At 66.3% G+C, this 21,908-nt stretch carries 18 protein-coding genes; 14 read left to right on the top strand and 4 right to left on the bottom strand.

All coding sequences use genetic code 11. The features are described from left to right. Positions 1 to 144: permease (locus tag HY699_17130; protein ID MBI4517529.1), on the bottom strand; the 144-nt coding region annotated here is incomplete at its 3' end. Between the two features lie 232 nt (positions 145 to 376). On the opposite strand from HY699_17130, the gene HY699_17135 reads away from it, so the two are divergent. From HY699_17135 to HY699_17150, 4 genes are read left to right on the top strand one after another with little or no spacing between them, the layout of a single operon-like run. Next, entirely contained in the window at positions 377 to 982 is a 606-nt protein-coding gene (locus HY699_17135; protein MBI4517530.1) for a cbb3-type cytochrome c oxidase subunit I, read from the top strand. Between the two features lie 15 nt (positions 983 to 997). Then, positions 998 to 1,168, top strand: a complete 171-nt coding sequence (locus HY699_17140) for a hypothetical protein (protein ID MBI4517531.1) — start codon at positions 998 to 1,000, stop codon at positions 1,166 to 1,168. Beyond that, positions 1,149 to 2,096: an SCO family protein gene (locus HY699_17145; protein ID MBI4517532.1), complete on the top strand. Its 948-nt coding sequence runs from the start codon at positions 1,149 to 1,151 to the stop codon at positions 2,094 to 2,096. Before HY699_17140 ends, HY699_17145 begins: the two co-directional genes overlap by 20 nt. Positions 2,097 to 2,139: 43 nt before the next feature. Beyond that, positions 2,140 to 4,188, top strand: coding sequence for a hydrogenase iron-sulfur subunit (locus HY699_17150; GenBank protein ID MBI4517533.1), 2,049 nt, complete (start codon positions 2,140 to 2,142; stop codon positions 4,186 to 4,188). 164 nt (positions 4,189 to 4,352) lie between these two features. Here HY699_17150 and HY699_17155 read toward each other — a convergent pair whose 3' ends face one another. Continuing rightward, positions 4,353 to 5,225, bottom strand: coding sequence for an MBL fold metallo-hydrolase (locus HY699_17155; GenBank protein ID MBI4517534.1), 873 nt, complete (start codon positions 5,223 to 5,225; stop codon positions 4,353 to 4,355). A 143-nt stretch (positions 5,226 to 5,368) separates the two neighbouring features. Beyond that, on the bottom strand, positions 5,369 to 6,358 hold the full coding sequence (locus HY699_17160; GenBank protein ID MBI4517535.1) for a LysR family transcriptional regulator: 990 nt from the start codon (positions 6,356 to 6,358) through the stop codon (positions 5,369 to 5,371). A gap of 95 nt (positions 6,359 to 6,453) precedes the next feature. Here HY699_17160 and HY699_17165 point away from each other — a divergent pair, with 95 nt between their 5' ends. The 9 genes from HY699_17165 (at position 6,454) to HY699_17205 (ending at position 19,076) form a co-directional block, all read left to right on the top strand. Then, a complete protein-coding gene (locus HY699_17165; protein ID MBI4517536.1) occupies positions 6,454 to 8,082 on the top strand; it encodes an AMP-binding protein in 1,629 nt (542 codons plus the stop codon). A 29-nt stretch (positions 8,083 to 8,111) separates the two neighbouring features. Next, positions 8,112 to 9,176 (top strand): respiratory nitrate reductase subunit beta, encoded by a 1,065-nt coding sequence (locus HY699_17170; GenBank protein MBI4517537.1) that lies wholly within the window; start codon positions 8,112 to 8,114, stop codon positions 9,174 to 9,176. Beyond that, positions 9,173 to 11,965, top strand: a complete 2,793-nt coding sequence (locus HY699_17175) for a molybdopterin-dependent oxidoreductase (protein MBI4517538.1) — start codon at positions 9,173 to 9,175, stop codon at positions 11,963 to 11,965. The genes HY699_17170 and HY699_17175 overlap by 4 nt, the downstream gene beginning before the upstream one ends. 9 nt (positions 11,966 to 11,974) lie before the next feature. After that, the gene (locus HY699_17180) at positions 11,975 to 13,207 is read left to right on the top strand and encodes a thiolase family protein (protein ID MBI4517539.1); all 1,233 of its coding nucleotides are present in this window, start codon (positions 11,975 to 11,977) and stop codon (positions 13,205 to 13,207) included. A gap of 145 nt (positions 13,208 to 13,352) precedes the next feature. Further along, on the top strand, positions 13,353 to 14,702 hold the full coding sequence (locus tag HY699_17185; protein ID MBI4517540.1) for a sigma-54-dependent Fis family transcriptional regulator: 1,350 nt from the start codon (positions 13,353 to 13,355) through the stop codon (positions 14,700 to 14,702). Between the two features lie 284 nt (positions 14,703 to 14,986). Next, entirely contained in the window at positions 14,987 to 15,874 is an 888-nt protein-coding gene (locus tag HY699_17190; GenBank protein ID MBI4517541.1) for a LysR family transcriptional regulator, read from the top strand. Between the two features lie 5 nt (positions 15,875 to 15,879). Beyond that, positions 15,880 to 16,356 carry a PPOX class F420-dependent oxidoreductase gene (locus tag HY699_17195; protein ID MBI4517542.1) on the top strand — a complete coding sequence of 159 codons (477 nt, stop codon included), beginning with the start codon at positions 15,880 to 15,882 and terminating at the stop codon, positions 16,354 to 16,356. Between the two features lie 211 nt (positions 16,357 to 16,567). Then, entirely contained in the window at positions 16,568 to 17,002 is a 435-nt protein-coding gene (locus HY699_17200; GenBank protein MBI4517543.1) for a gamma-glutamylcyclotransferase, read from the top strand. 73 nt (positions 17,003 to 17,075) lie between these two features. Then, positions 17,076 to 19,076 carry a hypothetical protein gene (locus HY699_17205; protein ID MBI4517544.1) on the top strand — a complete coding sequence of 667 codons (2,001 nt, stop codon included), beginning with the start codon at positions 17,076 to 17,078 and terminating at the stop codon, positions 19,074 to 19,076. Positions 19,077 to 19,090: 14 nt separating this feature from the next. On the opposite strand, the gene HY699_17210 is transcribed toward HY699_17205, so the two are convergent. Continuing rightward, positions 19,091 to 19,852 carry a glutathione S-transferase gene (locus tag HY699_17210; protein MBI4517545.1) on the bottom strand — a complete coding sequence of 254 codons (762 nt, stop codon included), beginning with the start codon at positions 19,850 to 19,852 and terminating at the stop codon, positions 19,091 to 19,093. Positions 19,853 to 20,447: 595 nt separating this feature from the next. On the opposite strand from HY699_17210, the gene HY699_17215 reads away from it, so the two are divergent. Then, positions 20,448 to 21,899, top strand: a complete 1,452-nt coding sequence (locus HY699_17215) for a vanadium-dependent haloperoxidase (protein MBI4517546.1) — start codon at positions 20,448 to 20,450, stop codon at positions 21,897 to 21,899. Positions 21,900 to 21,908 lie beyond the last annotated feature (9 nt).

Genomic DNA, 21,908 nt, shown 5'->3' on the forward strand with positions numbered 1-21,908 from the left:
GACGAACGCTCGGTTGAAGTAGGGGCTCCATTTGACCAGGAACAGGCCGATCACCGCGATAATCAAAAGGGTGCCGATTCCGATCAACAGCTGCCGACGCCGTGCGACGCCGACAGCCGAAGAAGAAGTGAACGTCGCTTCCATGCCTTCTCCTTAGCAAATCACAGCGAGAATTGAGAAGCGCTGCCAGACTTCCGAACACGCAGGCGAATCGATAGGAGTGGGATGGGCTTTCATGGTCGCAGGCGCTGACCTGCGCCAGTAGCCTCCGGTCGGATGACCACCCACTACATATGTGAAGTCCGACGCGTGATCAGTCTACCGAACCCGCATGAAGTGGAATAACATTATGCAGAATCTGCATAGGTGATCTGCCGTGGACGTCGAGCAGCTGCGCAGTTTCGTCGCGGTCATCCGACGCGGGAGCTTCAGTCTCGCGGCGCGTGACCTGCACCTCAGCCAGCCGACGGTGAGCCGCCACATTCAGCGATTGGAACGCGAGCTTGGCACCGACCTCGTGTACCGCGGCATCACCGGCGTGACCCTGGGGACAGAACAGGTCAACATCATCGCCCACAACACCTTGCGCATTCCCGGGCATTTTCACACCACGGTGGCGGGCGGCACCTCGCTGGCGTTCATGGGGCTGTGCTACTACGCCGTGCCGCTGATCTTCCAGCGCGAGTATCCGGCCCGCGCCCTGGTGCGCTGGCAGCCCTATCTGTTCGGCGCCGGCATGGCGCTGATGGCGGTCGGCATGGCGTTCGCCGGCTCGGCGGGCGTGCCGCGCCGGCACTGGGACATCGAGTTCACCGGCTCGAAGTTCTCCATCGGCTTTGATGCGGCGACCCACGTGTTTTTGGGGCTGCTCGGCTTGGGTGGAGTGCTGGCGTTCACCGGCTTGCTTCTGTTTGTACTGCTAACCGTTAGTGCGGTGTTCTTCGGCCGCCGCTGCATCGGCCGGCCGATGACCGCGTGGTAGGAGCGGAGGAACGATATGGCCAATCAACCGAAGGCCGCTGAGCTAATTCGCGACGAGTCACTCCGCCACGACGCCGACCACCACGCCCCCGGCACGCTGGTGTTGGCGCTGGTGTTCTTGCTGTCGTTCGCGGTCTACTTCTTCGCCAACTGGAAGACGCTCGCCGATGTCTGGCACGTCCGCTAGTTATCCGGCGCCGCTCGGCGCGGTGCACGAGTTCTTCGCCGGCTGGCGCTTTCCCGCCTTCCTGCTGTTCGCGGTGTTATTTGCCGGGGTGGGCTTCGCCGTCATGCTCGCCATTCCCGCGGGTGACACCGCCCTGGCGCAATTCGCCGAGGACTTTCGCATCTGGTGTTTCGGCGCCCAGGGGGCAACCGGAGCGGCGCGCTCGAGTTTCGTGACCGCCTTTGCACTGCAGCCGATTCTGCTGGCCGCCATCACCCTGGCGGTGTGGTGGACTCCGTTGCGCGAGGTGGCGCGGCGGCCCTGGGCATTACTACCCTGGGCAATCGCCGCGCTCGTGCTCATCGTCGCACTCGCGCTCGGGTTCACCGCCTCGCGTGAAGCCGAGGCGCCCGGGGCTGAAGAGTTCCCGGCCGAGGACTTGCGCACCGAACAGCTGGCCGCCGCCTTCGCCCTGATCAATCAGGAGGGGACCCCGACCGGCCTGGCCGACTTGCGCGGCCGCGTCGGTCTGCTGACGGCGGTGTACAGTTCGTGCGGCTACACCTGCCCGATGATTCTGGCGCAAACCAAGCGCGTGCTCGCTGCGCTCACGCCCGCCGAGCGCGCCGGCTTGACCGTGATGGCCGTCACGCTCGACCCGGAGCGTGACACCCCGGCCACGCTCGCTGAGATGGCGCAGCTGCAGAAGGTGTCGGCGCCGAGTTTCAACCTCTTGTCGGGTGAGCCGGCGACGGTGAATCGAGTGCTGGACAGTTTCGGCTTCGCGCGTACGCGCAACCCCGACACTGGTGTGATAGATCATGCGAACCTCTTCCTCGTCCTCGACCGCGGTGGCCGCATCGCCTACCGCTTCAGCCTGGGCGAACGACAGGAGCGCTGGCTCTTGTCCGCCATCAGACTCCTCCTGCGCGAAGCCCCGCCCAGCTGAGCCGCCGCCCGCGCGCGTCGCTGACGCCGGCCCCGAGCAACCGGTGCGGGGCGCGCGCGTGCTGCGGGCAGTCGAAGGCGTGTTCCTGCGCCTCGATCGCCGCGTCGAGACGTTGCTGCCACACCGGCTCAACCCGCTGGCCCACACCGGCGCCATCGCCTTTCTGACGCTGCTAGTGGCCACGGTCTCGGGCGTGGTCTTGCTGCTCTGGTACGTGCCGACGCTGCACTCGGCCCACTCGTCGGTGAGCGCGATGAGCCCGCTCAGCCTAGCGGGGCTGATGCGGGCGCTGCACCGCTACAGCTCCGACGCCTGCATGCTATTCACCCTCGCCCACGGCCTGCGCCTGCTGGCGGCCCGGCGCTTTGCCGGTGCGCGCTGGTTGGCTTGGGTCACGGGCGTCGGGCTGCTGGGAATACTGTGGCTGGTCGGCTGGAGCGGCTACTGGCTGGTTTGGGACGAGCGCGCGCGGCATGTGGCTGTGGGCACGGCCAAGTTGCTCGATCTGGTACCGATCTTCGCCGATCCGCTGTCGCGCTCGTTCTTGGCCGACATCAGCGTCAACCCGCTGTTGTTCTTTATTGTGTTCTTCTTTCACATGTTGGTGCCACTGGCCGGCGCGGTAGTCCTGTGGCTGCACCTGGCGCGGGTTTCGCGCTCGCAGTGGCTGACCGCACGCTCGGTCATGGGTTGGAGCGCGGCTGCAATGCTGCTGCTGTCGGCTTTGCTGCCGGCCGACACCGGACCGGCGGCGCACATGACCGCAGCCCCCCGGCCTTTCGCCATGGACGTGTGGTACCTACTGCCGCTGTGGTTCACCGACCGCTGGTCTGGCGGCGGGCTGTGGCTGTTGACCATCGGCGCCGGGGTGTTGGCGATGAGCCTGCCATGGCTGCTGGCGCGCGGCGCCGCGGCCGTGGTCACGGTGGACCTGTCGCGCTGCAACGGCTGCACGCTGTGCGAGCAGGACTGCCCCTACGGCGCGATCAACATGGTGGCACGCACTGACGGGCGCGCGTTTTCATCGCAGGCCGAGGTCAACCCGGCGCGCTGTGTCGGCTGCGGCATTTGCGCCGGCGCCTGTACCCCGGCCGGAATCTTCCTGCCCTCGGCGCCGCCGGACGCGGTGCGAGCGTGCATCAACGCCTGGCTGGAGAGTCCGCCGGCTGCGGGCGAGCCGCCACTGGTCGCGTTCCTGTGTGCTGAATCTGCCGCTGGTGAGCTGACGATTACGGGCAGTGGCGGCGCCTGCCGGCAGTTGCCGGGCTACCACGCCGTCGCCGTGCCGTGCGCGGGGTGGGTACATCCCTTGATGGCGGAGCGGGCGCTGCGCCGCGGCGCCAAAGGTGTACTAATCGTCTCGTGCGCCGGCTCCTGCCGTTATCGCGAGGGCACGCAGTGGACCGCGCTGCGCCTGGCCAACCGCCGCAAGCCCGGGTTCCGCTCGCAGAACTTCGATCGCCGCCGCGTGCGCCTGCTGCAACTCGATTTCACCCAAACAGCGATGCTGGCGCGGGAAGCGGCCGCGTTCCGCTCTGAGATGGAGGCTTTGCCGCACGCGGCGCCGGTGCCTACGACTGCGGCGGTAGAGCGCCGGCCTTACTTCAAGCTGACGCTCGCGGGCGCGCTGTTATCGGGACTGTGCACCGCCACGGTGGCTGGGCTCAGTGCCGTGCCCTACGCACCGCCGGCGCGCAGCGTTCCCGAACTCGTCGTCTCGTTCAAACATCCGGGCAACCGCGAGAGCGCCTGCCACAAGCCTACGGCGGCGGAATTGGAAGCGCTGCCGGTGCACATGCGCCCGGAAACGATTTGCCCGCGGCGCCGCCCGCCGGTGCGCCTACAGGTGCGCGTAGACGGCCAGCTACTGGTCGATCGTGCCTATCCGCCGCGCGGCCTCTTCGGCGATGGCAACAGCATCGCCATCGAGCACTTGAAGGTGCCGGCCGGTGTCCACGCCGTCGCTGTCGCCATCGGTGACACCGCCGGCGCGCACGAGTGGACCTTCAACGACAGCCGCAGCATCGACTTCGGTAGCCAGGAGCGCCGCGTCTTGCTCTTCGACCGCGTGCTCGGCTTCAGCTGGCACTGACCGCCAGTGCCTCGGCCGCTGGCGCGTGGCCCCCTTTTGTCGCGGCCCGTCCAGGGGCTTGCACCGCTGGCTCGTGCGCGCCGCTCTCGACGGGGCTCTGGCTGGGACGTACCCGTTCTCTGACCGACACGCGAGGCCGCATCGAAGCCCTGCCGGATCAACAATTACACCGAGACGCTGCCAAGCAAGGGAACAGTGCCGAGCGGCACCCGCGGGATCGCCCGGTCGAGTCGCTCGACCAGCGATGCAAACCGCATAGCTGGGAGGGCACGAACGTCGTGGTCGAGGCCACGCAGGAAGTTGTCCCAGTGATGGAACAGGATGGCGGCTGGAGACAGCGCCGAGGCCAGCCGTTCGGGATAGCGGTCGGTCGAGGTCCAGCCGGCCACGCAGGCGAGCGCGAGATCGACATTGCGCACGCGCCAACCCTGTTCGACCAGCTCCGCGCTGCCGACGTGAAACAATCGCCGCCCGCCGACCTCGATCTCGGTTCCGAACACGGCACCGCATCGGTAAGCCTCCGTCCGCAGCGACACGTCGCCACAATCGGTGATGTCTCCCGGAAATGGCACGCGCCCGAAAAGCAACGCGGAGTGGGCGCTCGGCCAAAAGCGCAAACGAAACGGCCCGACTTCGGCTTCGGCGGGCGCTGCGGTTGATGATCGTTCCACACACTGGAGCGACGCTTCCGGGATACCGTGATTGCGGCACAGATGGACTGCCGAGCGCGATCCGAAAACGCGCGCCCCGGTGTGCCGAGCGATCTCGGGTGTATCGAGCGCGTGATCGAAGTGCGTGTGCGAGAGGATGATGGCGTCGGCACGCGGTATCAGGCGTTGGACCAAAGCCGCATCGCTAGCCAGCGGCGCCGCCACGCAACGCCACAACGAAGGGCGTGTGAGATACGGATCCAACAGAAGCACGTGGTTGTCGTGATGAACCGCAAAGCCGGCGGTTCCGAGCCAGGTAACCTGCACGGAGCCGGAAGTGCCGAGCGGTGCAGCGCTCGATAAGTATAGGTCTTCAGGTCGTGACATCAGGCGGCCATCATATGCGGAAACCCGTCTTTGGTTCTACCGCAGACAGCAGCGAAGCTGGCAGGTTTGCATCCCGCGCCTTGCGGAGCCCCGGCCCGTGTGTGGTCGCGGGCGATTGGTCAACGGAGCCGCCGGAGCAAATTCTAGCGTGCTGGCAGGCGTTGTCGATGACGCTTGGAGGTGGCGAGGTGGTTGCGGGCCGGTCGCCGCCGCGCACGCGGAGTGCTCGTGCCCGCACGGCTCTCATCGCGCGCGGCCCGAATCGCCTCGATCAACGCGAAGAGCGCCGGGGGATGCACGCCGCCGGCGCGGTAGATGATGCCCTCGGTGACCATCGCGAAGGGGTCGTTGAGCGGATTGGCCTGCAGCGCGCCGGCAGTCACTTCGGGCTCCACGATGCCGCGCGGCAGCACCGTCACGAACTGCCCCTCCAGCAGCATGGCTTTGATGAACATCATCGAGCCGGACTGTAGCACCGGCTTGGGCGGGACCACGCGCGCCCGGCGGAACGCCAGCTTCCACAGGTCGACAATCGCCTGCGGCCGGTTCGGGAGGATCCAACGCGCCTGGCTGAGCGTGGCCATCGGCACTCCCGCCTGTTGAAACGGGTGATAGTCTGGCCGGCAGACGTGGACGAATTCCGTGGCCGTCAGCTCTTCGTGGACCAAGTCCTCCGCCTGGTGCAAGGGCGGCAGCCCGCTGACGACCGCATCGAGTGCTCCCTCGCGCACCAACGCCGTGAGCCCCTCGTAGGTGCCGTCCACGATCTCGAACGACAGCCCCGGCTTGGAGGAAAGCAGTTTCGCCAGCACGGCGGGGAGGAAGTGAATGGCGAAATTCGCGACCCCGAGGCGCAAGTGGCCGAGGTGCCCGGCCTTGATCGCTTCGATCTCCGCCGCCGCCTGCGCTCCTTGATTGAGCAGTAACCGGGCGTGTTTGAGCAGCGCGGTGCCGTAGATCGTCGGCGAGACGCCGCGCGGGCCGCGATCGAGCAGCTGCACCCCCAACTCCGCCTCCAGGTTCTGAATGCTCTTGCTCAGCGCCGGCTGAGAGATGTGAATGGCGCTCGCAGCGCGCAGCACGTTGCCGTGCTCCGCTACCGCGAGCAGGTGGCGTACCTGCCGCATGTCCATGGCGAAATTCTGCAAGGAAATTCTTATAGCCGCAAGGCATAGCTGTATCAAAAAATACCATTGGACAGAAATAGCTGCCCGGGGCGATATGCTGCATGGATCGAACAGCGCGAGGAGAAGACGTGCGAGAGCGAAACGAATTGATTCTGGCGGATCTGATCGCGGTGCGCGCCGAGCAGGCGCCCGACTTCGACGTGGTCACCTTCGACGGCGGCGGGCTGCGGCCGCATGAAGTGCGCACCTACGCCGACCTGTGGATGAACGGCAATCGCATCGCCGCCGGGCTCATCGCCAAGGGGCTGAACAAGGGTGATCGCTTCGGTTTGATGATGCGCAACCACCCGGAGTTCATCGAGACGATGGTGGCGGCGTCGCTCACCGGCGCCGTGTTCGTGCCGATCGATCCGCGCACCAAGGGCGAGAAGCTGGCGTATACGCTGCGCAACTCCGAGTGTCGCGGGATCGTCTGCGCCGACTACACCCTGGCGCAGGTGGCGGCGGTGCGAGGCGATCTGCCGAATCTCGAGTGGGTGATCGTCCTCGAGTCGGGCGAAGAACCCGACAGCATACCCACGTCCGACGTACCGGGGGCGGCGCCGTTCGCGCCGCTGATCGACACGCCGGAGCGCTACGTCACCCCGCGCGTCGACGTTCCCGGGGACCCGTTCGAGATCATCTACACGTCCGGGACGACTGGCGATCCGAAGGGCGTGGTGTGTGCCAACGGACGTTACGTCGGAGCGAGCGCCCTGGGGTATCTGATGGGCTTGCAGCCGGGCGACCGGCCATACAACGGCCTATCGTTGACCCACGGCAACGCCCAGATCGTCACGCTGGCGCCGTCGCTGGTGATGAAGCTCCGCGCCGTGTTCAGTCGCCGCTTCACCAAGTCGCGCCTGTGGGACGTCTGCCGCGAGCACGGCTGCACCGTCTTCAACCTGCTCGGCGGCATGGCCACGGCGATTTACAGCGAGCCGCCCAAGCCCAACGACGCCGACAACCCGGTGCGCATGGTGCTCAGCGGCGGCATGCCGGCGGCCTTGTGGCGCCCCTTCGAGGAGCGTTTCAACGTCAAGATCCTCGAGGCCTACGCGGCGGTCGAGGGTGGGCTCGCCATCAATCCGATCGGAGTCGGCCCGATCGGCAGTTTTGGAAAGCCACCGCCGACGCTCGAGATGAAGATCGTCGATGAGCAGGGCCACGAGTGCCCGCCCGGTGTCGTCGGCGAACTGATCTCGCGACCCAGCACCGGTGAGCGCGTCGAGGTCGAATACTTCAAGAACAAGGAAGCCTCGCAAAAGAAGACCGCGGGCGGCTGGCTGCGCAGCGGCGACATGTGCCATTGCGATGCCGACGGCTGGTTCTACTTCGATTTCCGCAAAGGCGGCGGCATTCGCCACAACGGCGACTTCGTCAACCCGGGCTTCGTCGAGAAGGTCATCGCGGAGCATCCGCAGGTGGATGATGTATTCGTCTACGGCGTGCCGGCGGCCTCCGGGGCCCCGGGCGAACGCGACGTGGTCGCGGCCATCGTGCCCGTCGACGTGAAGACCTTCGATCCCACCAGTGTCTTTGTGACCTGTGTGCGAGGTCTGGAGCCGAACTTCGTTCCTTCGTACTTGCAAGTTGTCGACGAAATTCCGAAGACGGCCTCGGAGAAGCCACAGGAGCGCTTTCTGTCGGATCGTTTTTCGCCCGACGGGCCCGGAATCCATCGTCGATAGCGAATTGCTCGACTACTGGAGACATCCTTATGACCGCTGCGAAAGAATCGTCCCGCCCCCGCCAGGTGGCCATGGTCTTTGACCTGAACAAGTGCATGGGCTGCCAGAGCTGCTCGGTCGCCTGCAAGATGCTGTGGACCCGCGGCCCGGGCGAAGCTCAGCAATGGTGGTGCACCACCAACACCATGCCCGGTCGCGGTACCCCGCGCGACTGGGAACAGATGGGCGGCGGCTATGATGCCGATGGCAACGTGGTGCTCGGTGAGTTGCCCAGCGCCGAGGACTTCGGCGGGGGCTGGCAGTTCAACAAGGAAGAGGTCTTCTACGGCGGCAAGGGCCAGTCCGTGCACCTGACCCCGACCACCGCCGAGGGCGCGCCGCCCAACTGGGGACCCAACTGGGACGAGGACCAAGGCGCCGGCGAGTTTCCGAATGCGTACTACTTCTACCTGCCGCGCATCTGCAATCACTGCACGCGGCCGGCGTGTGTCGAGGCGTGTCCGTCCGGGGCGATGTACAAGCGCGCGGCGGACGGCATCGTGCTGCGCGACGAGGACCGCTGCCGCGGATCGCGCCGCTGCATGCAGGCGTGTCCTTACAAGAAGATCTATTTCAACCACGTGCGCAACGTCGCGCAGCACTGCAACCTCTGCTTCCCGCGGCTGGAGCAAGGCGTTGCACCGGCGTGCGCGCGGAACTGCCCCGGCCGTCTGATGTTCGTCGGGATGCTGGACGACACGCAGGATCCCGTCCATCGCTTGGTCTACGAGTGGAAGGTTGCGCTGCCGCTGCATCCCGAGTTCGGGACCGAGCCCAACGTGTTCTACGTGCCGCCGCTCTCGCCCCACCGGCTGCGCGACGATCGCTCGATCGACACGGAAGCCATGCGCATCCCGCCCGCGTATCTCGAGTCGCTGTTCGGGCCGGGCGTGCACGAGGCGTTGGCGACGCTGCGGCGAGAGATCGAGCGGATGCGCACCGGCAGCAGCTCCGATCTGCTCGATACACTGATCGCCTATCAGTGGAAGTCACTCTTTGGTCCCTTCGACAAAGAACCCGCGGTCGTGGACGCCGCCAGGGAGGAATCACGATGAAGCGCCCGAGTCGCACCAACCCGAGCGAGGAACGCCTGCGCCAACGCATCGCACAGGAGTGGGACGAGGCCCATTTCGGAACCCATTGCGTCAACTGTGTACCCGGCGACTGCCCGGTCTACGTCCTGGTGAAGAACGGCAAGGTCGTGCGGGAAGAGGCCGCCGGCGTGCGCGAACAGGTCGAGCCCGGCGTCCCCGACATGAATCCGATGATCTGCCAGAAGGGTCTGGCGTGGAGTCTGGAGATGGAGGCTCCGGAGCGCATCAAGTATCCGCTGCGTCGCGCCGGCGAGCGCGGCGAAGGGCGCTGGGAGCGCATCTCGTGGGACGAGGCGCTGACCGAGATCGCCGATGCGATGCTCGACGCCATCGTGGAGATCGGTCCCGAGTCGATCGTGCACGAGCTGAGTCCACAGATCGCGGCCACCGGCGCCAGTTCGCGATTCATGGGCGTCCTCGGCGGGCTCGTCCTCGACGTCAACGCCACCATCAACGACTTCCACACCGGCTACATGCAGACGTTCGGAAAGTCCTCCTTCGCGCACTCCAACGACGACACCTTCCACTCCGACGTCATTGTGATCTGGCACTCGAACCCAGCGTTCACCAACATCCCGTGGTTCCACTACATGACCGAGGCGCGTTATCGCGGGGCCGAGATCTTTCTGGTCTCCACCGACGTCAGCCCAACCCACAGCCACGTCGACTACCACATCCCGGTCCGCCACGGCACCGACGCCGCGCTGGCGTTGGCCGCCTGCCAGGTGGTCATCGCCGAGGGATTGCTCAACTGGCGGTTCGCGGCCGAACAAACCGATCTCTCGCTGCTGGTTCGCACCGATACGGGACAGTTCCTACGCCAGAGTCATCTCGAACCAAGCGGGCGTGACGACAGGTTCTTTCACGGTCATCCGGACCAGGGCGTGGTCCCGGCCGACCCCGCCAATCTGCGGCTCGACTTCGCACCCCTGGCCGAGGCAACGCTGGAGGTCGAGACCCTCGACGCGGGAAGGATTCGTGTCGAGCCGCTGTTCGCGCGGCTGCGGCGCATGCTCGACGCGCACTACACGCCCGAGCAAGCCAGCAAGATTTGCGAGGCGCACCCCGATGCCATCCGATTGCTAGCGCGCAAGGTGGCGTCGCGAACAGCTCGCCTGAACACGGGCGTGGGCATCTGCAAGTACTACCACGGCGACCTGATGAGCCGCGCCATCCTGCTGCTGTTCGCCCTGACCGGCAACTGGGGCCGAAAGGGCGCCGGCATCGGGAGCTGGTGTTCGTTCATGTTCGACGGCAGCTCGATGGCGATGGCCAAGACCGAGGCCGGCGTCGAGGCCGGACAGCTGCTGCTCGCCGGGGCGCAGATGATGCGCCAGCAACTGATGGAGCAGGACCCGACCTTGACCGGCGAGTTGGCCGACCGCGAGATCATGCGCAGCATGGGCAGGGGCATGATGGTCCCGCCGGCGTTCTACTGGTACATGCACGCCGGCTATCGCGAGCGCTGGAACAATCCCGCGTGGAACGATCCCAGCATGCCGCGCGACTTCGACCAGTACTACCGGGAGGCAGTGAAGTCGGAGTCTTGGAGCACAGCGGCCGAGATCGCTGCCACCACGCCGCCGCGCGTGCTGCTCGAAGTCGGCGGCAACACGCTGCGGCGGACGCGCGGCGGCAAGAACGCGCTGCTGCGCAATCTCTGGCCGAAGCTCAAGAAGGTCGTGTGCGTCGACTTCCGTATGTCACAGACGGCGCTGTACGCCGACATCGTGCTACCCGCCACCCAGCACTACGAAAAGACCGGCTTCGGCATGCCGACGCCGTGGCCATTCATCCTGGCGATGTCGCATGCCGTAGTGCCGCCCTATGGAGAGTCGCGCGACGAGTGGGAATCGCTGGGTGCGTTGCTGAAGAAGATCGGCGAGCGCGCCAAGGCGCGCGGCCTCGATGGCTTCCAGCACCGCATTGCGGGCTGGCGCCGCTACGACGAGTTGTGGGACATCTTCACCTACAAGGGAGCCCTCGTTGACGGCGAGAGCGTCGCCCGCGAGATGCTGGCCGACTCGGTTGCCTCGGGCAACTTGCCTCCCGGCACCACCATCGAGACCTTCCGCAAGCAGGGTTACAGCCGGTACAATAACTGGGCCTTCATGGCGTTGATGACGGCGAACGCATCGCCGTTCCCGCACAACGAGACGCACGCGCCGCTGCGCAACCACATCGAGCTCGGACACCCCTATCCGACGCTCACGCGGCGCGCCCAGTTCCTGATCGATCACCCGTGGTACCAGGAAGCAGGCGAAGACTTGCCCGTCCACAAGGAACCGCCCGCGATGGGCGGTCACCATCCGTTTCGTCTCTCCGGCGGCCACTCGCGCTGGAGCATCCATGCCATGAACATGACCAACCCGTTGATGATGGAAACGCATCGCGGTAAGCCGTTCGTGCTCATCAACGACGCCGTTGCCCGCGCCAAAGGCATCGAGGACGATGCCATGGTGCGCGTCTGGAACGACGTCGGCGAGTTCGTGGCCCCGGCTCGCACCAGCCCGGCGCAGCGCCCGGACGGTCTCACCATCTACAACGGCTTCGAGGGCTTCCTGTTCCCCGGAGGCAACGGCTCCAACGAAGTCGAAGTGGGCATGGTGAAGTGGTTGCACCTGGCGGAGTACGGTCACCTTTCCCACAGCCCCGTCGAGTGGCAGCCCGTACCCTTCGACCGCTGTATCAATGTTGACTGCGCGCGCGTCGAGGGCGATGCGGATTCCGCGAAACACGTTGCAGGTTAGGAGGAACCCATGCGCATGAATGCGATCGTGGCCGGCGTCGGCATGAGCCGATTCGGAAAGCACGTCGACATCGGGCTCAAGGCGTTGGGCGCGGAAGTGGTTCAGGCCGCACTCGAGGATTCCGGTCTCACCGCGGCGGATATCGAAGCGGCCTACGTCGGCAACGCAATGGCCGGCATTATTACCGGGCAGGAATGCGTGCGCGGCCAGGTGATCCTGCGTTCGATCGGCATCGGCCGCATTCCCGTCATCAACGTCGAGAACGCCTGCGGCAGCGGCTCCACTGCGTTTCAGCAGGCATGCGCGATGGTCTCGACCGGTTGCTACGACGTGGTGCTCGCGGCCGGCGTGGAGAAGCTCTACCATCCCGACAAGCAGCGGACCTTCATGGCGCTGCGCGGCGGAATGGACATCGAGGAGTTGGAGGCGATGCTGGCCGTTCTGCATGCAAACGCGTCGGGCAGTGGAGCGGCATCCGAGAGCAGCGGCGGCGGTGACAAGCGTTCCGTCGCCATGGACTTCTACGCCGGCGTCGCGCGCGCCCACATGCATCAATACGGCACGACCGTGCGGCAACTTGCCGGCGTCTCCGCCAAGAATTCTTTCCACGGCAGCCTCAACCCGCGCGCCCAGTTCCGCGAAGTGTTGACCGTCGATGAGGTGCTCGCCGCACCGATGATCGACGAGCCGCTCACCCGACCGATGTGCTCGCCGATCGGCGACGGTGCCGCGGCCGCGATAGTGGTGAGCCAGCGCAAGGCGCGCGAGCTCGGTCTCGATCGCCCGGTACGCGTGGCCGCCAGCGTCCTGCATTCCGGGTGGGACCATGAGCCCGGGGAGCTTGACTCTGCCACGCTCTGCGCGAAAGAAGCCTACGAGGAGGCCGGCCTCGGGCCCGAGGATCTGGGAGCCATCGAGCTCCACGACGCTTCGGCCATCGGCGAGCTGATCGCCTACGAGTCGCTCGGTCTGTGCAAGAAAGGTGAATCGGGAAAACTGATCGACGACGGCGTCACCAAGCTCGGCGGCCGGCTGCCGGTGAACACCTCCGGCGGCCTGCTGCGCAAGGGACACCCGGTGGGGGCGACCGGCATCGCCCAGATCGTCGAGCTCACCGAGCAGCTGCAAGGCCGGTGCGGCAAGCGCCAGGTCGAGGGCGCGAAAGCCGCGTTGGCGCACAACGGCGGCGGGGTCGTGGGAAGAGAAGCAGCCTCGATGTGCGTCACAATTCTCGTCCGCTAGAGAACCAACCAGCTCGGGAGCAGCCGGGCCGGCCGAACTGCATCCCGAGTCCGCGTCCGGAGCGTCTCGAAGCATGAGCGGGTTCTTCGACGGGCGGTTAGCTTCTTCTTGCCCGCGGCCGGGGAATCGGCCTAGAATCCGGGCCGTGCCTGGGCACAAGGTCCTGATCGTCGACGACGAAGCCGGCGTGCGCTTCGGCCTGCGCGGGTTTCTCGTCACCAATGGCTACAGCGTGGAGGAGGCCGCCACCTGCGCCGAGGCCGAGGCCGGCTTTCGCGCCTCGCGGCCGGACGCGGCCATCCTCGACTACCAACTGCCCGACGGCAATGCGCTCGATCTGCTGCCTCTGCTCAAGAAGATTGATCCGACCGTGCCCCTGCTGATCCTCACCGGCCACGGCTCTATCGACCTGGCGGTGCGCGCGATCAAGGAAGGGGCCGAACACTTCCTCACCAAGCCGGTCGAGTTGCCGGCACTGCTGGTGATGTTGCAACGTATGTTCGACAACCAACGCACGCGCCGCCACCAACTGGCGGGCCGGGCGCGCGACCAGCGCGCGGTTGCCGATCCATTTCTCGGCACCAGCCCGGCCATCCGCGAGCTGGCCGAGCAGGCCCGGCGCGTGCTCGCCAGCGACAGTCCGGTGCTTATACAAGGCGAGACCGGTGCCGGCAAAGGCGTGCTGGCGCGCTGGCTGCACAGCAACGGGCCGCGCGCCGACGAGGCTTTCGTCGATCTCAATTGCGCCGGCCTAGCCCGGGAGTTCCTGGATTCCGAGCTCTTCGGCCACGAGAAAGGCGCGTTCACCGGCGCCGTCGCCGTCAAGCCCGGCCTACTCGAAGCCGCGCACCGCGGCACGGTCTTTCTCGACGAGATCGGCGACATGGAGCTGCAGGTACAGCCCAAGCTGCTCAAGGTGCTCGAGGAAAAGCAGTTCCGCCGCATGGGCAGCATCACCGATCGGCACGTGGACGTGCGCCTGATCAGCTCCACCCATCAGGACTTGCAGCAGCGCATTCAGAGCGGCGCGTTTCGCGGCGATCTGTATTTTCGCATCGGCGCCCTCCCGTTGCTGGTCCCGCCCCTGCGCCTGCGCCGCAATGACGTTCCGCTGCTGGCGCGGGCGCTGCTCACCACCATTGCCGCCGACCTCGGGCGGCGCGACCTGGCACTGTCGGCCGAGGCCGAGTCCGCACTGTGCGCCTACGACTGGCCCGGCAACATTCGCGAGCTGCGCAATGTACTCGAACGCGCCGTGTTGTTGAGCGATCATACTCAGCTGACCGGCGCCGATCTGCGCTTCGAGTTTGCCGGCGTCAGCCGCGGGCTCGGCCCCGCCGCCGACCTCACCTTGGAAGAGCTCGAGCGCCAGCACATCCAACGCGTTTTGGCGGACGAGGGTGGCCACGTCGCCCGTACCGCCGCCCGCCTCGGCATCCCGCGTAGCTCGCTTTACTCCCGCCTACGCAAGTTCCAGATCGATGTCGACAAGTGATGGGCGTGGAGTGCCCACCTCCGCGACATAGCGCTTCACCAATGAGCTGGTGCCGAGGAAGAAGACCGAGGTGTCACCAGCCCGGGAGGGCGCCGCTCCCTTGGCGCCGGGCTGCGGTGGCGCGGTCGGAGAGGCGCACTAAGGCAGGCTGTGCCTGCCGATTCCGGGTTGGAGAGGGACGGCAGGCACAACCTGCCCTACGGAGTCGATCGACAACGTCGCGCCCCGCGGGGCTGTTCAGCAGACTTGACGCACCCCCCGGCTCTGATTGATAGGATGCCGGCATGAACCCGCGCCACATCGAGTTTGTCGTTGCGGTTGCCGACCACCGGAGCTTCACGCGGGCAGCTGAGGCCGTGCACGTGTCGCAACCATCACTGTCGCACGCGATCGCCGAGATCGAGGAGACGCTCGGCACACCATTGTTCCAGCGCTTGGGACGCTCGGTGTCGCTGACCTCGGCCGGCGAGGCCTTTGTGGAATCGGCGCGGCTGGTGCTGCGCGACCTGGCCGTGCTCTACGCCTGCGTGAAGTCGGTGGAAGAGCTGCGGGCGGGTACGCTGGAGGTAGCGGCGCCGCATGCCTCGGCCGCGGAACTGCTGGCGCGCCTGGTGGGCGAGTTCCGCTCTCACCACCCGGGCGTCAAAGTCCGCATCCAGACTTCGGAGAACTTGCACGACATCGAACGCTTCGTTCGCACCGGCCGCTGCGAGCTGGCGCTGACGCTGGAGGCAGTGGAACCGCCGTTGCTCGCCGAGGTGATCGGCCGTGAGGAGCACGTCGTCATCTTTCCTCCGGGCACAAAGCTGAAGCGCCGCCCGCTCAAGCACGCCGACCTCGCCGGCCTGTCGATGATCGTTCCGACCGGCGTCTACGAATACTACGGTGGGCTAGCGCTGCAGATTGCATCGGCGAGCGAGGCTCCGATGGTTGCGGTCGAGACCGAATCGCGCCAAGCCTTGATTCCGCTGGTGCTGGCGGGTGCCGGCTTTACCTTCCTGCCGCGGGCACTGGCCGAAGGTGCCACACGCCAGGGCGTGGTCATGGCGGAACTCGATCCGCCCATGCGGCGCGACATCCGGCTCGTCACTCGGCCCGGCCCGTTGTCGCCGGCAGCCAAGGTGTTCGTCAGCTTGGCCCGCGCCAGCACCACCCCGGGCGCGAGAAAGTGAGCGACATGGATTCCTCGAAGTCGAAAAGTGCAGCGCTCATTACCGAGGCTCACAGTGACATCCTGCGCAGCCTGCCGATCGGCCACCTGGCGACTATACGGCCGGATGGCCAGTTGTCGGTCAACCCGGTGGCAATCATTTGGGACGGCGTTCACGTGCGCGTGAGCACGATCAAGTCGCGCCAGAAATGCCGCAACCTGCGCCGTGATCCGCGCGTGGCGATATCAATCCCGCACCGGGACGATCCCAGCCGCTACGTTGAAATCCGTGGCACCGCCGAACTCAGCGACGATGCCGATCGGTCGTTTGTGAACTCGGTGGCGAAAGCCTACCTGGGAGTCGACGAATACCCGTTCGACCGCCCGGGCGAAGAGCGAGTTGTGATCACGATTCATGCCGAGCATGTGTCGGCACCAAAGATCCCACTGGCCGGTGTACCGCCCGAGGCGCGCGATGCCGCCCGGCGCGGCGGCGGCAAGTGACGCGGCCCGTCTGCTGATTGCTACCTGCCAGAGGAATGAAGACCAACCACCGCGGACCGCGAGAGCGCGGAGCAGATACTGCCGCGCCCGTTGCCCTTGATTCCGCAGGTTTTCTCTCGGCGTTCTCGGTCTCTCTGTGGCTGCTCCGCTTCGTTCGCACAAGGGTCGAGTTTCGATTGCCCACGCAGGCTCCAATATTGCGGCCCACAGCATGGCGCGCCGGCCACGGTCGCAAACGCGGGTGAAGAGCGGCGGGCAACGGCCCGCGCGGCTGTTCGTTTACGGCACCCTGCGAGACGCCGAGCGGTTGGCGGCGGTCATCGGCGCGGCTTCGGCTTGGCGGCAGCTCGGAGCGGCCACGATCCGCGGGCGGTTGTACGACCTCGGCCCCTACCCTGCCGCGCGGCCTGGCCGCAATCCGTCGGAGCGGGTCCGCGGCGTGGTATTCGAATTCGCCGACGGCGCCGCAGCTCTGCTGCCGCTGGATGAGTACGAGGAAACGGTTGCGACCGGCCTCTACGCCCGCCGGCGCACCCGCGCTCGGCTGGCGGCCGGCCGCACGCTCGCCGCCTGGTTTTATGTCTACCGCCGCCCCGTACGCGGGCTGCCGCGCATCGCCAGCGGAGATTGGTCGCAGCGCAGATGAAGGTGAAGAGCTGGGCTTGACTCGACCGCCTGCGCCACCTAACGGTGCGCTGTCGCCCGAGAGGAGATCGCCCATGCATCGTCCGCGCGCTTTGATCGTACTCAGCTTAGTTGCCACGTTGGCCGCGTGCGACAACGGCGACGACGGCGCTCGCCCGACTGCGACTGCTACGCCCTCGGCGATTGCCACAGCTACGCCGGTACCCTCGGCTTCACCCACGTGCGCGTGCCTCACGCCCACGGCCACGCCGCCACCGTCGCCCACCGTCACCGCCACGGCCAGCGCCACGCCGGTATTCGAGGGCGCGACCGCGCTGTTCAGCCGCGATCCGCTCAACCCAGCCAACCCCTTCCCCAGCGATCGCCTGCTCGACGAGACCGGGCACGTCCACATCACCGGCGAACTCCTTGGCGCGGACTTGCCGGCGCAGGCGCAGTACGACAATGCCCGCTCGCTCGCCAACGTCTTCGCCACGCAGGCGGCAACACTCACCGGTTTCAGCACCTTCGCCCCCATACGGGTGAAACTGGACAAAGCGGTAGTGATACCCGATCCGGTTGCTCACGACGGCGTCATGTTGCTGCGCTACGACGATCCTGCGGTGACGGCGCCGATCACGGCCACGGCGGTCACGCCGGACGTCAGCGGCGACTACGCCATTGAGATCAGGCCGGTGGTCCCGCTGCGGCCGAAGACGCGCTACGTCTACGTGGTAACGCGGGCGGTGCAAGATGCGGCCAGCCGGCCGCTGCGGCCGTCAGCGCAACTGAGCGCGGCGTTGCACGACACCGGCGCCTGGCGCAGCGCGCTCGATCCCGTGCTGCTTTATCTCGACGAGCACCAAGGCATCAGCCTCGATGACATCGCGGCCATCGATTCCTTCACCACTCTGGCCACCACCGAGGATCTGGTCGCCATCCGCGATCTCTTCGACAGCGGCACGCTGCCGGCCGCCAGCCCGCTCTTTGACGGCTCGCCGCTGCCCGGGCTCACCACCGGCATATTCGCCGAGGGTACGCCGGAGTTTACCGACCTGATGGGCTCGGCGACCTCGGCCAATGTCGCCGCGGTCGCCATCGGCGGCTTCGATTCCTTCGATTTCCGCACCGGCTCGAACGGCGCCTTCGATCCCGCCCGCGTCAGCGGGTTGGTAACCCCCACGGTCAACCGCCTCGACTTCTACATGACGATTCCGAAGGCGCCGCCGCCGGCGGGCGGCTACCCGATCACCATCTTCGGGCACGGCCTCGGCGGCAGCGGGCGCGATTGCACTTTCGTGTCACAGCTGGTGGGTGACGAGCCGATGATGGCCATCGGCATCTCCGACGTCGAGCACGGCCGCCGCGGCAACGTCGCCAACTTCTTCGTCGTCACCAGCGGGCTCATCACCCGCGAGCGCTTCCGGCAGACGATCGCCGACTACTTGCAGCTCGCACGCATGGTCCGCCATGCCACGGTGGCGCCGTTCGATCAGGTCAACAAGGACCGCGTCAATTACATGGGCGTCTCGCTCGGCGGCATCATGGGCACGCTCTACATGGGGGTGGAGACGCAGGTGCGCGCCGGCGTACTCAGCGTCCCCGGCGGCGGTTTGCCCAACATCTTGCAGTCGGAGGCCATCGGCCAGCTGCTGCAACCCCTCATCTCGCTCACCTTCGGTATTCCGCTTGATGATCCGTACTTCGGCGTCTTCCTCTATCGCTTCACCCAGGTGTCGCAGTGGCTGCTCGATCCCGCCGACCCGATCAACACGGCGCCCTACCTGCTCGGGCCCGACACGCTGCCGGGCGTACCGCCCAAGCGCATCCTCATGCACGAGGGCGTGGTCGACAACGTGGTGCCCAACCGGACCACCGATGACCTGGCGTTGGCGATGCGCTTGCCCGATGTCAAAGCCAGCCACGGCTGCAACTCCGCCGCCGGCTGCAGCGGCATTTGGCGCTATGTGATGACAGATTATGGGCAAGACGAGTTCTCCGGCCACAGCGTTACCGGCATCATTGCACAGGCGGGCGCGCAGGCCGCAGGATTCCTAGGCAGCGACGGCACCGAGATCCTCGACGCCGCACCGTGAAGCAAGGCTCGCGCTCAGGGGCGGAGCTCGGCTGATGCGCCGCGATGGCGGCGGTACATTTCAAGCACCCACTGGAAGGCGGGGTGCCCAGCGAATCGGTTGCGGTAGTCGACCAGGATCTGGGGTAGCGGCGGTGGCGGCGCGTATTCCAACTCCGGCGGCAATACCATAGGTGACATGATTGCGGCAGCGGTGAGATCGGCGACGGTGAAGCTGTCGCCCGCGAGATAGCCGCTGGGTTGCAGCTCGGCGACGATGCGATCCATGCCGGCTTGGATCTTAGCGGGAGCAGCTGCCATGCTGGCGGAGCTGATCTTGTGGCGCAAGCGGTAGAACGGGTGAAACAGAGGGAACGCGAGACGAATGGCGCGCTGAGCACTCTCGCCCATGCCGGTAGTGAGCACCGCTTGCGCCACGTCGGGCTCGGTGGCCAGTGCCTGTCCGACGATCGCAGTGCGCAAGGCGGGGCCGACCTCCTCGTCGAAGAAGTCCTCAAGTGCGAGTGCGCGGGCGCGCGCCGCCTCATCGTCGGGGTAAAGGGGCGGGTTCGGGTGGCGCTGCTCGAGGGCGGCGATGATCCGGCTGGAGTCACCGATTGCCTTACCGTCGAGAATGAGCACGGGAAGCGTTGCCCGCCCGGTGGCCCACCAGGCCTTGAACAGGTAGCTCGGCCCGAGCGCCCGTCGCAAGTGCGGCACGCGCTTGAAATCGAGCGCCCAGCGAACCTTCTCGTTGAAATGAGAAATCGGGAAATGCCAGAGTATCGGGTAGTTCATGGCTCAGAATCCTTACGGCCTTCGCCCGCATCAAGTCCCCAGCCTCGGAGGAGCTGGGCGCTCTTCGTGGTCGCCGCCCACCAACCTAGGCTCGAACGCGGCGCGACGATAGCAGTTCGATCGCGCGGTTGAGAAGCGCCGGCAGTCGTCTCGGCAAGCCCGAGCCTGGCCGCGGGAATTCGAGCGCCAGGGCGGGTAAAATGGCCGGCTTAGGTGACTGAGGCGGCCGAACATCATAGACTGGCAACTAATGCGTTCTTTGCAGGAGGGAGGCATGGCGATCTCTAAGCTAGAGGGCGGCGCTGGTGTGCGTGCTTATGATGAGGCGGGCGTGGCGAAATCCGAGGGTGACTTGGATCGCAGAGCTGAAGTGCGGGCGCTCTCACGGCGATCATTCCTCAGTTGTCTCGGCGCCGGTGCCGCAGTTGCCACGGTCGGCGCCGCTGTGAGCGGTTGCAGCGACGGCGAGGCCAATGCGCAAGCGGTGTTGACCCCGACTCCGACGCCGACACGAACGACGACACCATCGCCGACACCGACCGCGGCCGCGGCGCGCCAGATCGCAGCGCGCGACGTGCGCAGAGAGGCGGCCGAGATTGCATTTGCTCGCCCACTGCCAAGCCATTCCACCAACGGCGACGAAGCGCGCTATCCCAACCGCATCGGCAACTACTCTAAGGGCCTGCCGCATAACAGCCTCGGTGAGGTCGATGCGGCAGCCTACGACGCCCTGCTCGCGGCCGCCGCCAGCGGCAGGCCGGCCGACTTCGAGGCCGTTCCAGTTGCCGGCACGGTGAAGCTGGCGAATCCGCAAGGCGGCTTGGCCTTCGACCTCGAAGGCCCCGACAGTCTCGCCTGCGCGCAGTCGCCGCCGCCGCGCTTCGATTCCGCGGAAATCGCCGGCGAGATGGTGGAGCTGTACTGGATGGCGCTGACCCGGGACATCAACTTTTCCGACTACGCCACCAGTGCAGACATCGCGAGCGCCTGCGATGATCTGTCTCACCTCTCGGATTTCCGTGGCCCGACGGAAGCTGCGGAGGTAACGCCGGCCACCATCTTTCGCGGCCTAACGCCCGGTGACCTCGTCGGCCCGTTGCTGTCGCAGTTCCTGCTCAAGGACTTCTCTTACGGCTCCTTGCCGGTCAGTCAGCGGCAGCGCACGCTGGTGCCAGGTGCCGACTACCTGACCGACTTCGCCGCCTGGCTTGCAAATCAGAACGGGACGCCGCCGGCGACAGCGCTGCAGTTCGACACCACCACCCGCTATATTCGCAACCTGCGCGATCTCGCGCGCTACGTCCAAGCCGACGCGCCGTACGAAGCGTACCTCAATGCGTGCTTCATTCTCTTCGCTCTGGGCGTACCGGCCAAGGCCGGGAATAACCCGTACAAGGGCTCGCACAGTCAAGCTGGGTTTGTCAGCTTCGGCGGCCCGCACATTCTGGGGCTGATAGCGGAGGTGGCCACGCGCGCGCTGAAGGCGGTGTGGTACCAGAAGTGGTTCGTGCACCGGCGCCTGCGCCCCGAGGAGTACGCCGGCCGCGTCCACGTGCACGCAAGCAGTCAGGCCGACTATCCGATCCACGACGACGTGCTGAAGTCGAGCGCGCTGAGCCGCGTGCAAAGCCGCTACGGCACGGCGTTGCTGCCGATGGCGTATCCCGAAGGTTGCCCGGCGCATCCCGCGTACGGCGCCGGGCACAACGCCATCGCCGGCGCCGGCGTAACGATGTTGAAGGCGTGGTTTCAGGAAGACTTCGTCGTTCCGAATCCAGTGGTTCCGACCGCTGACGGGACGGCGCTGCAATCGTACTCCGGTTCGGATGCCGGGCAGCTAACCGTCGGCGGCGAGTTGAACAAGCTGGCGGGCAACATCGCGGCCGGGCGCAACGCCGGCGGCGTGCATTGGCGCAGCGACTACCTGGAGTCGCTCATCCTCGGCGAGACGGTCGCGATCGGCATTCTCGAAGAACAGAAGCTGACGTTCAACGAAGCCCACACGTTCACCTTCACCAAGTTCGACGGCACCACGATCACGATCTAGGAGTATCAG

Source organism: Deltaproteobacteria bacterium, from assembly GCA_016210005.1.
Classification (GTDB): Bacteria; Desulfobacterota; Binatia; order HRBIN30; family JACQVA1; genus JACQVA1.

Excerpts from the sequence above, each read along its gene's own strand:
- HY699_17140 (MBI4517531.1), top strand. The coding sequence starts at position 998 with ATGGCCAATCAACCGAAGGCCGCTGAGCTAATTCGCGACGAGTCACTC.
- HY699_17145 (MBI4517532.1), top strand. The coding sequence starts at position 1,149 with ATGTCTGGCACGTCCGCTAGTTATCCGGCGCCGCTCGGCGCGGTGCAC.
- HY699_17155 (MBI4517534.1), bottom strand. The coding sequence starts at position 5,225 with ATGTCACGACCTGAAGACCTATACTTATCGAGCGCTGCACCGCTCGGC.
- HY699_17160 (MBI4517535.1), bottom strand. The coding sequence starts at position 6,358 with ATGGACATGCGGCAGGTACGCCACCTGCTCGCGGTAGCGGAGCACGGC.
- HY699_17165 (MBI4517536.1), top strand. The coding sequence starts at position 6,454 with ATGGATCGAACAGCGCGAGGAGAAGACGTGCGAGAGCGAAACGAATTG.
- HY699_17170 (MBI4517537.1), top strand. The coding sequence starts at position 8,112 with ATGACCGCTGCGAAAGAATCGTCCCGCCCCCGCCAGGTGGCCATGGTC.
- HY699_17175 (MBI4517538.1), top strand. The coding sequence starts at position 9,173 with ATGAAGCGCCCGAGTCGCACCAACCCGAGCGAGGAACGCCTGCGCCAA.
- HY699_17180 (MBI4517539.1), top strand. The coding sequence starts at position 11,975 with ATGCGCATGAATGCGATCGTGGCCGGCGTCGGCATGAGCCGATTCGGA.
- HY699_17190 (MBI4517541.1), top strand. The coding sequence starts at position 14,987 with ATGAACCCGCGCCACATCGAGTTTGTCGTTGCGGTTGCCGACCACCGG.
- HY699_17195 (MBI4517542.1), top strand. The coding sequence starts at position 15,880 with ATGGATTCCTCGAAGTCGAAAAGTGCAGCGCTCATTACCGAGGCTCAC.
- HY699_17200 (MBI4517543.1), top strand. The coding sequence starts at position 16,568 with ATGGCGCGCCGGCCACGGTCGCAAACGCGGGTGAAGAGCGGCGGGCAA.
- HY699_17205 (MBI4517544.1), top strand. The coding sequence starts at position 17,076 with ATGCATCGTCCGCGCGCTTTGATCGTACTCAGCTTAGTTGCCACGTTG.
- HY699_17210 (MBI4517545.1), bottom strand. The coding sequence starts at position 19,852 with ATGAACTACCCGATACTCTGGCATTTCCCGATTTCTCATTTCAACGAG.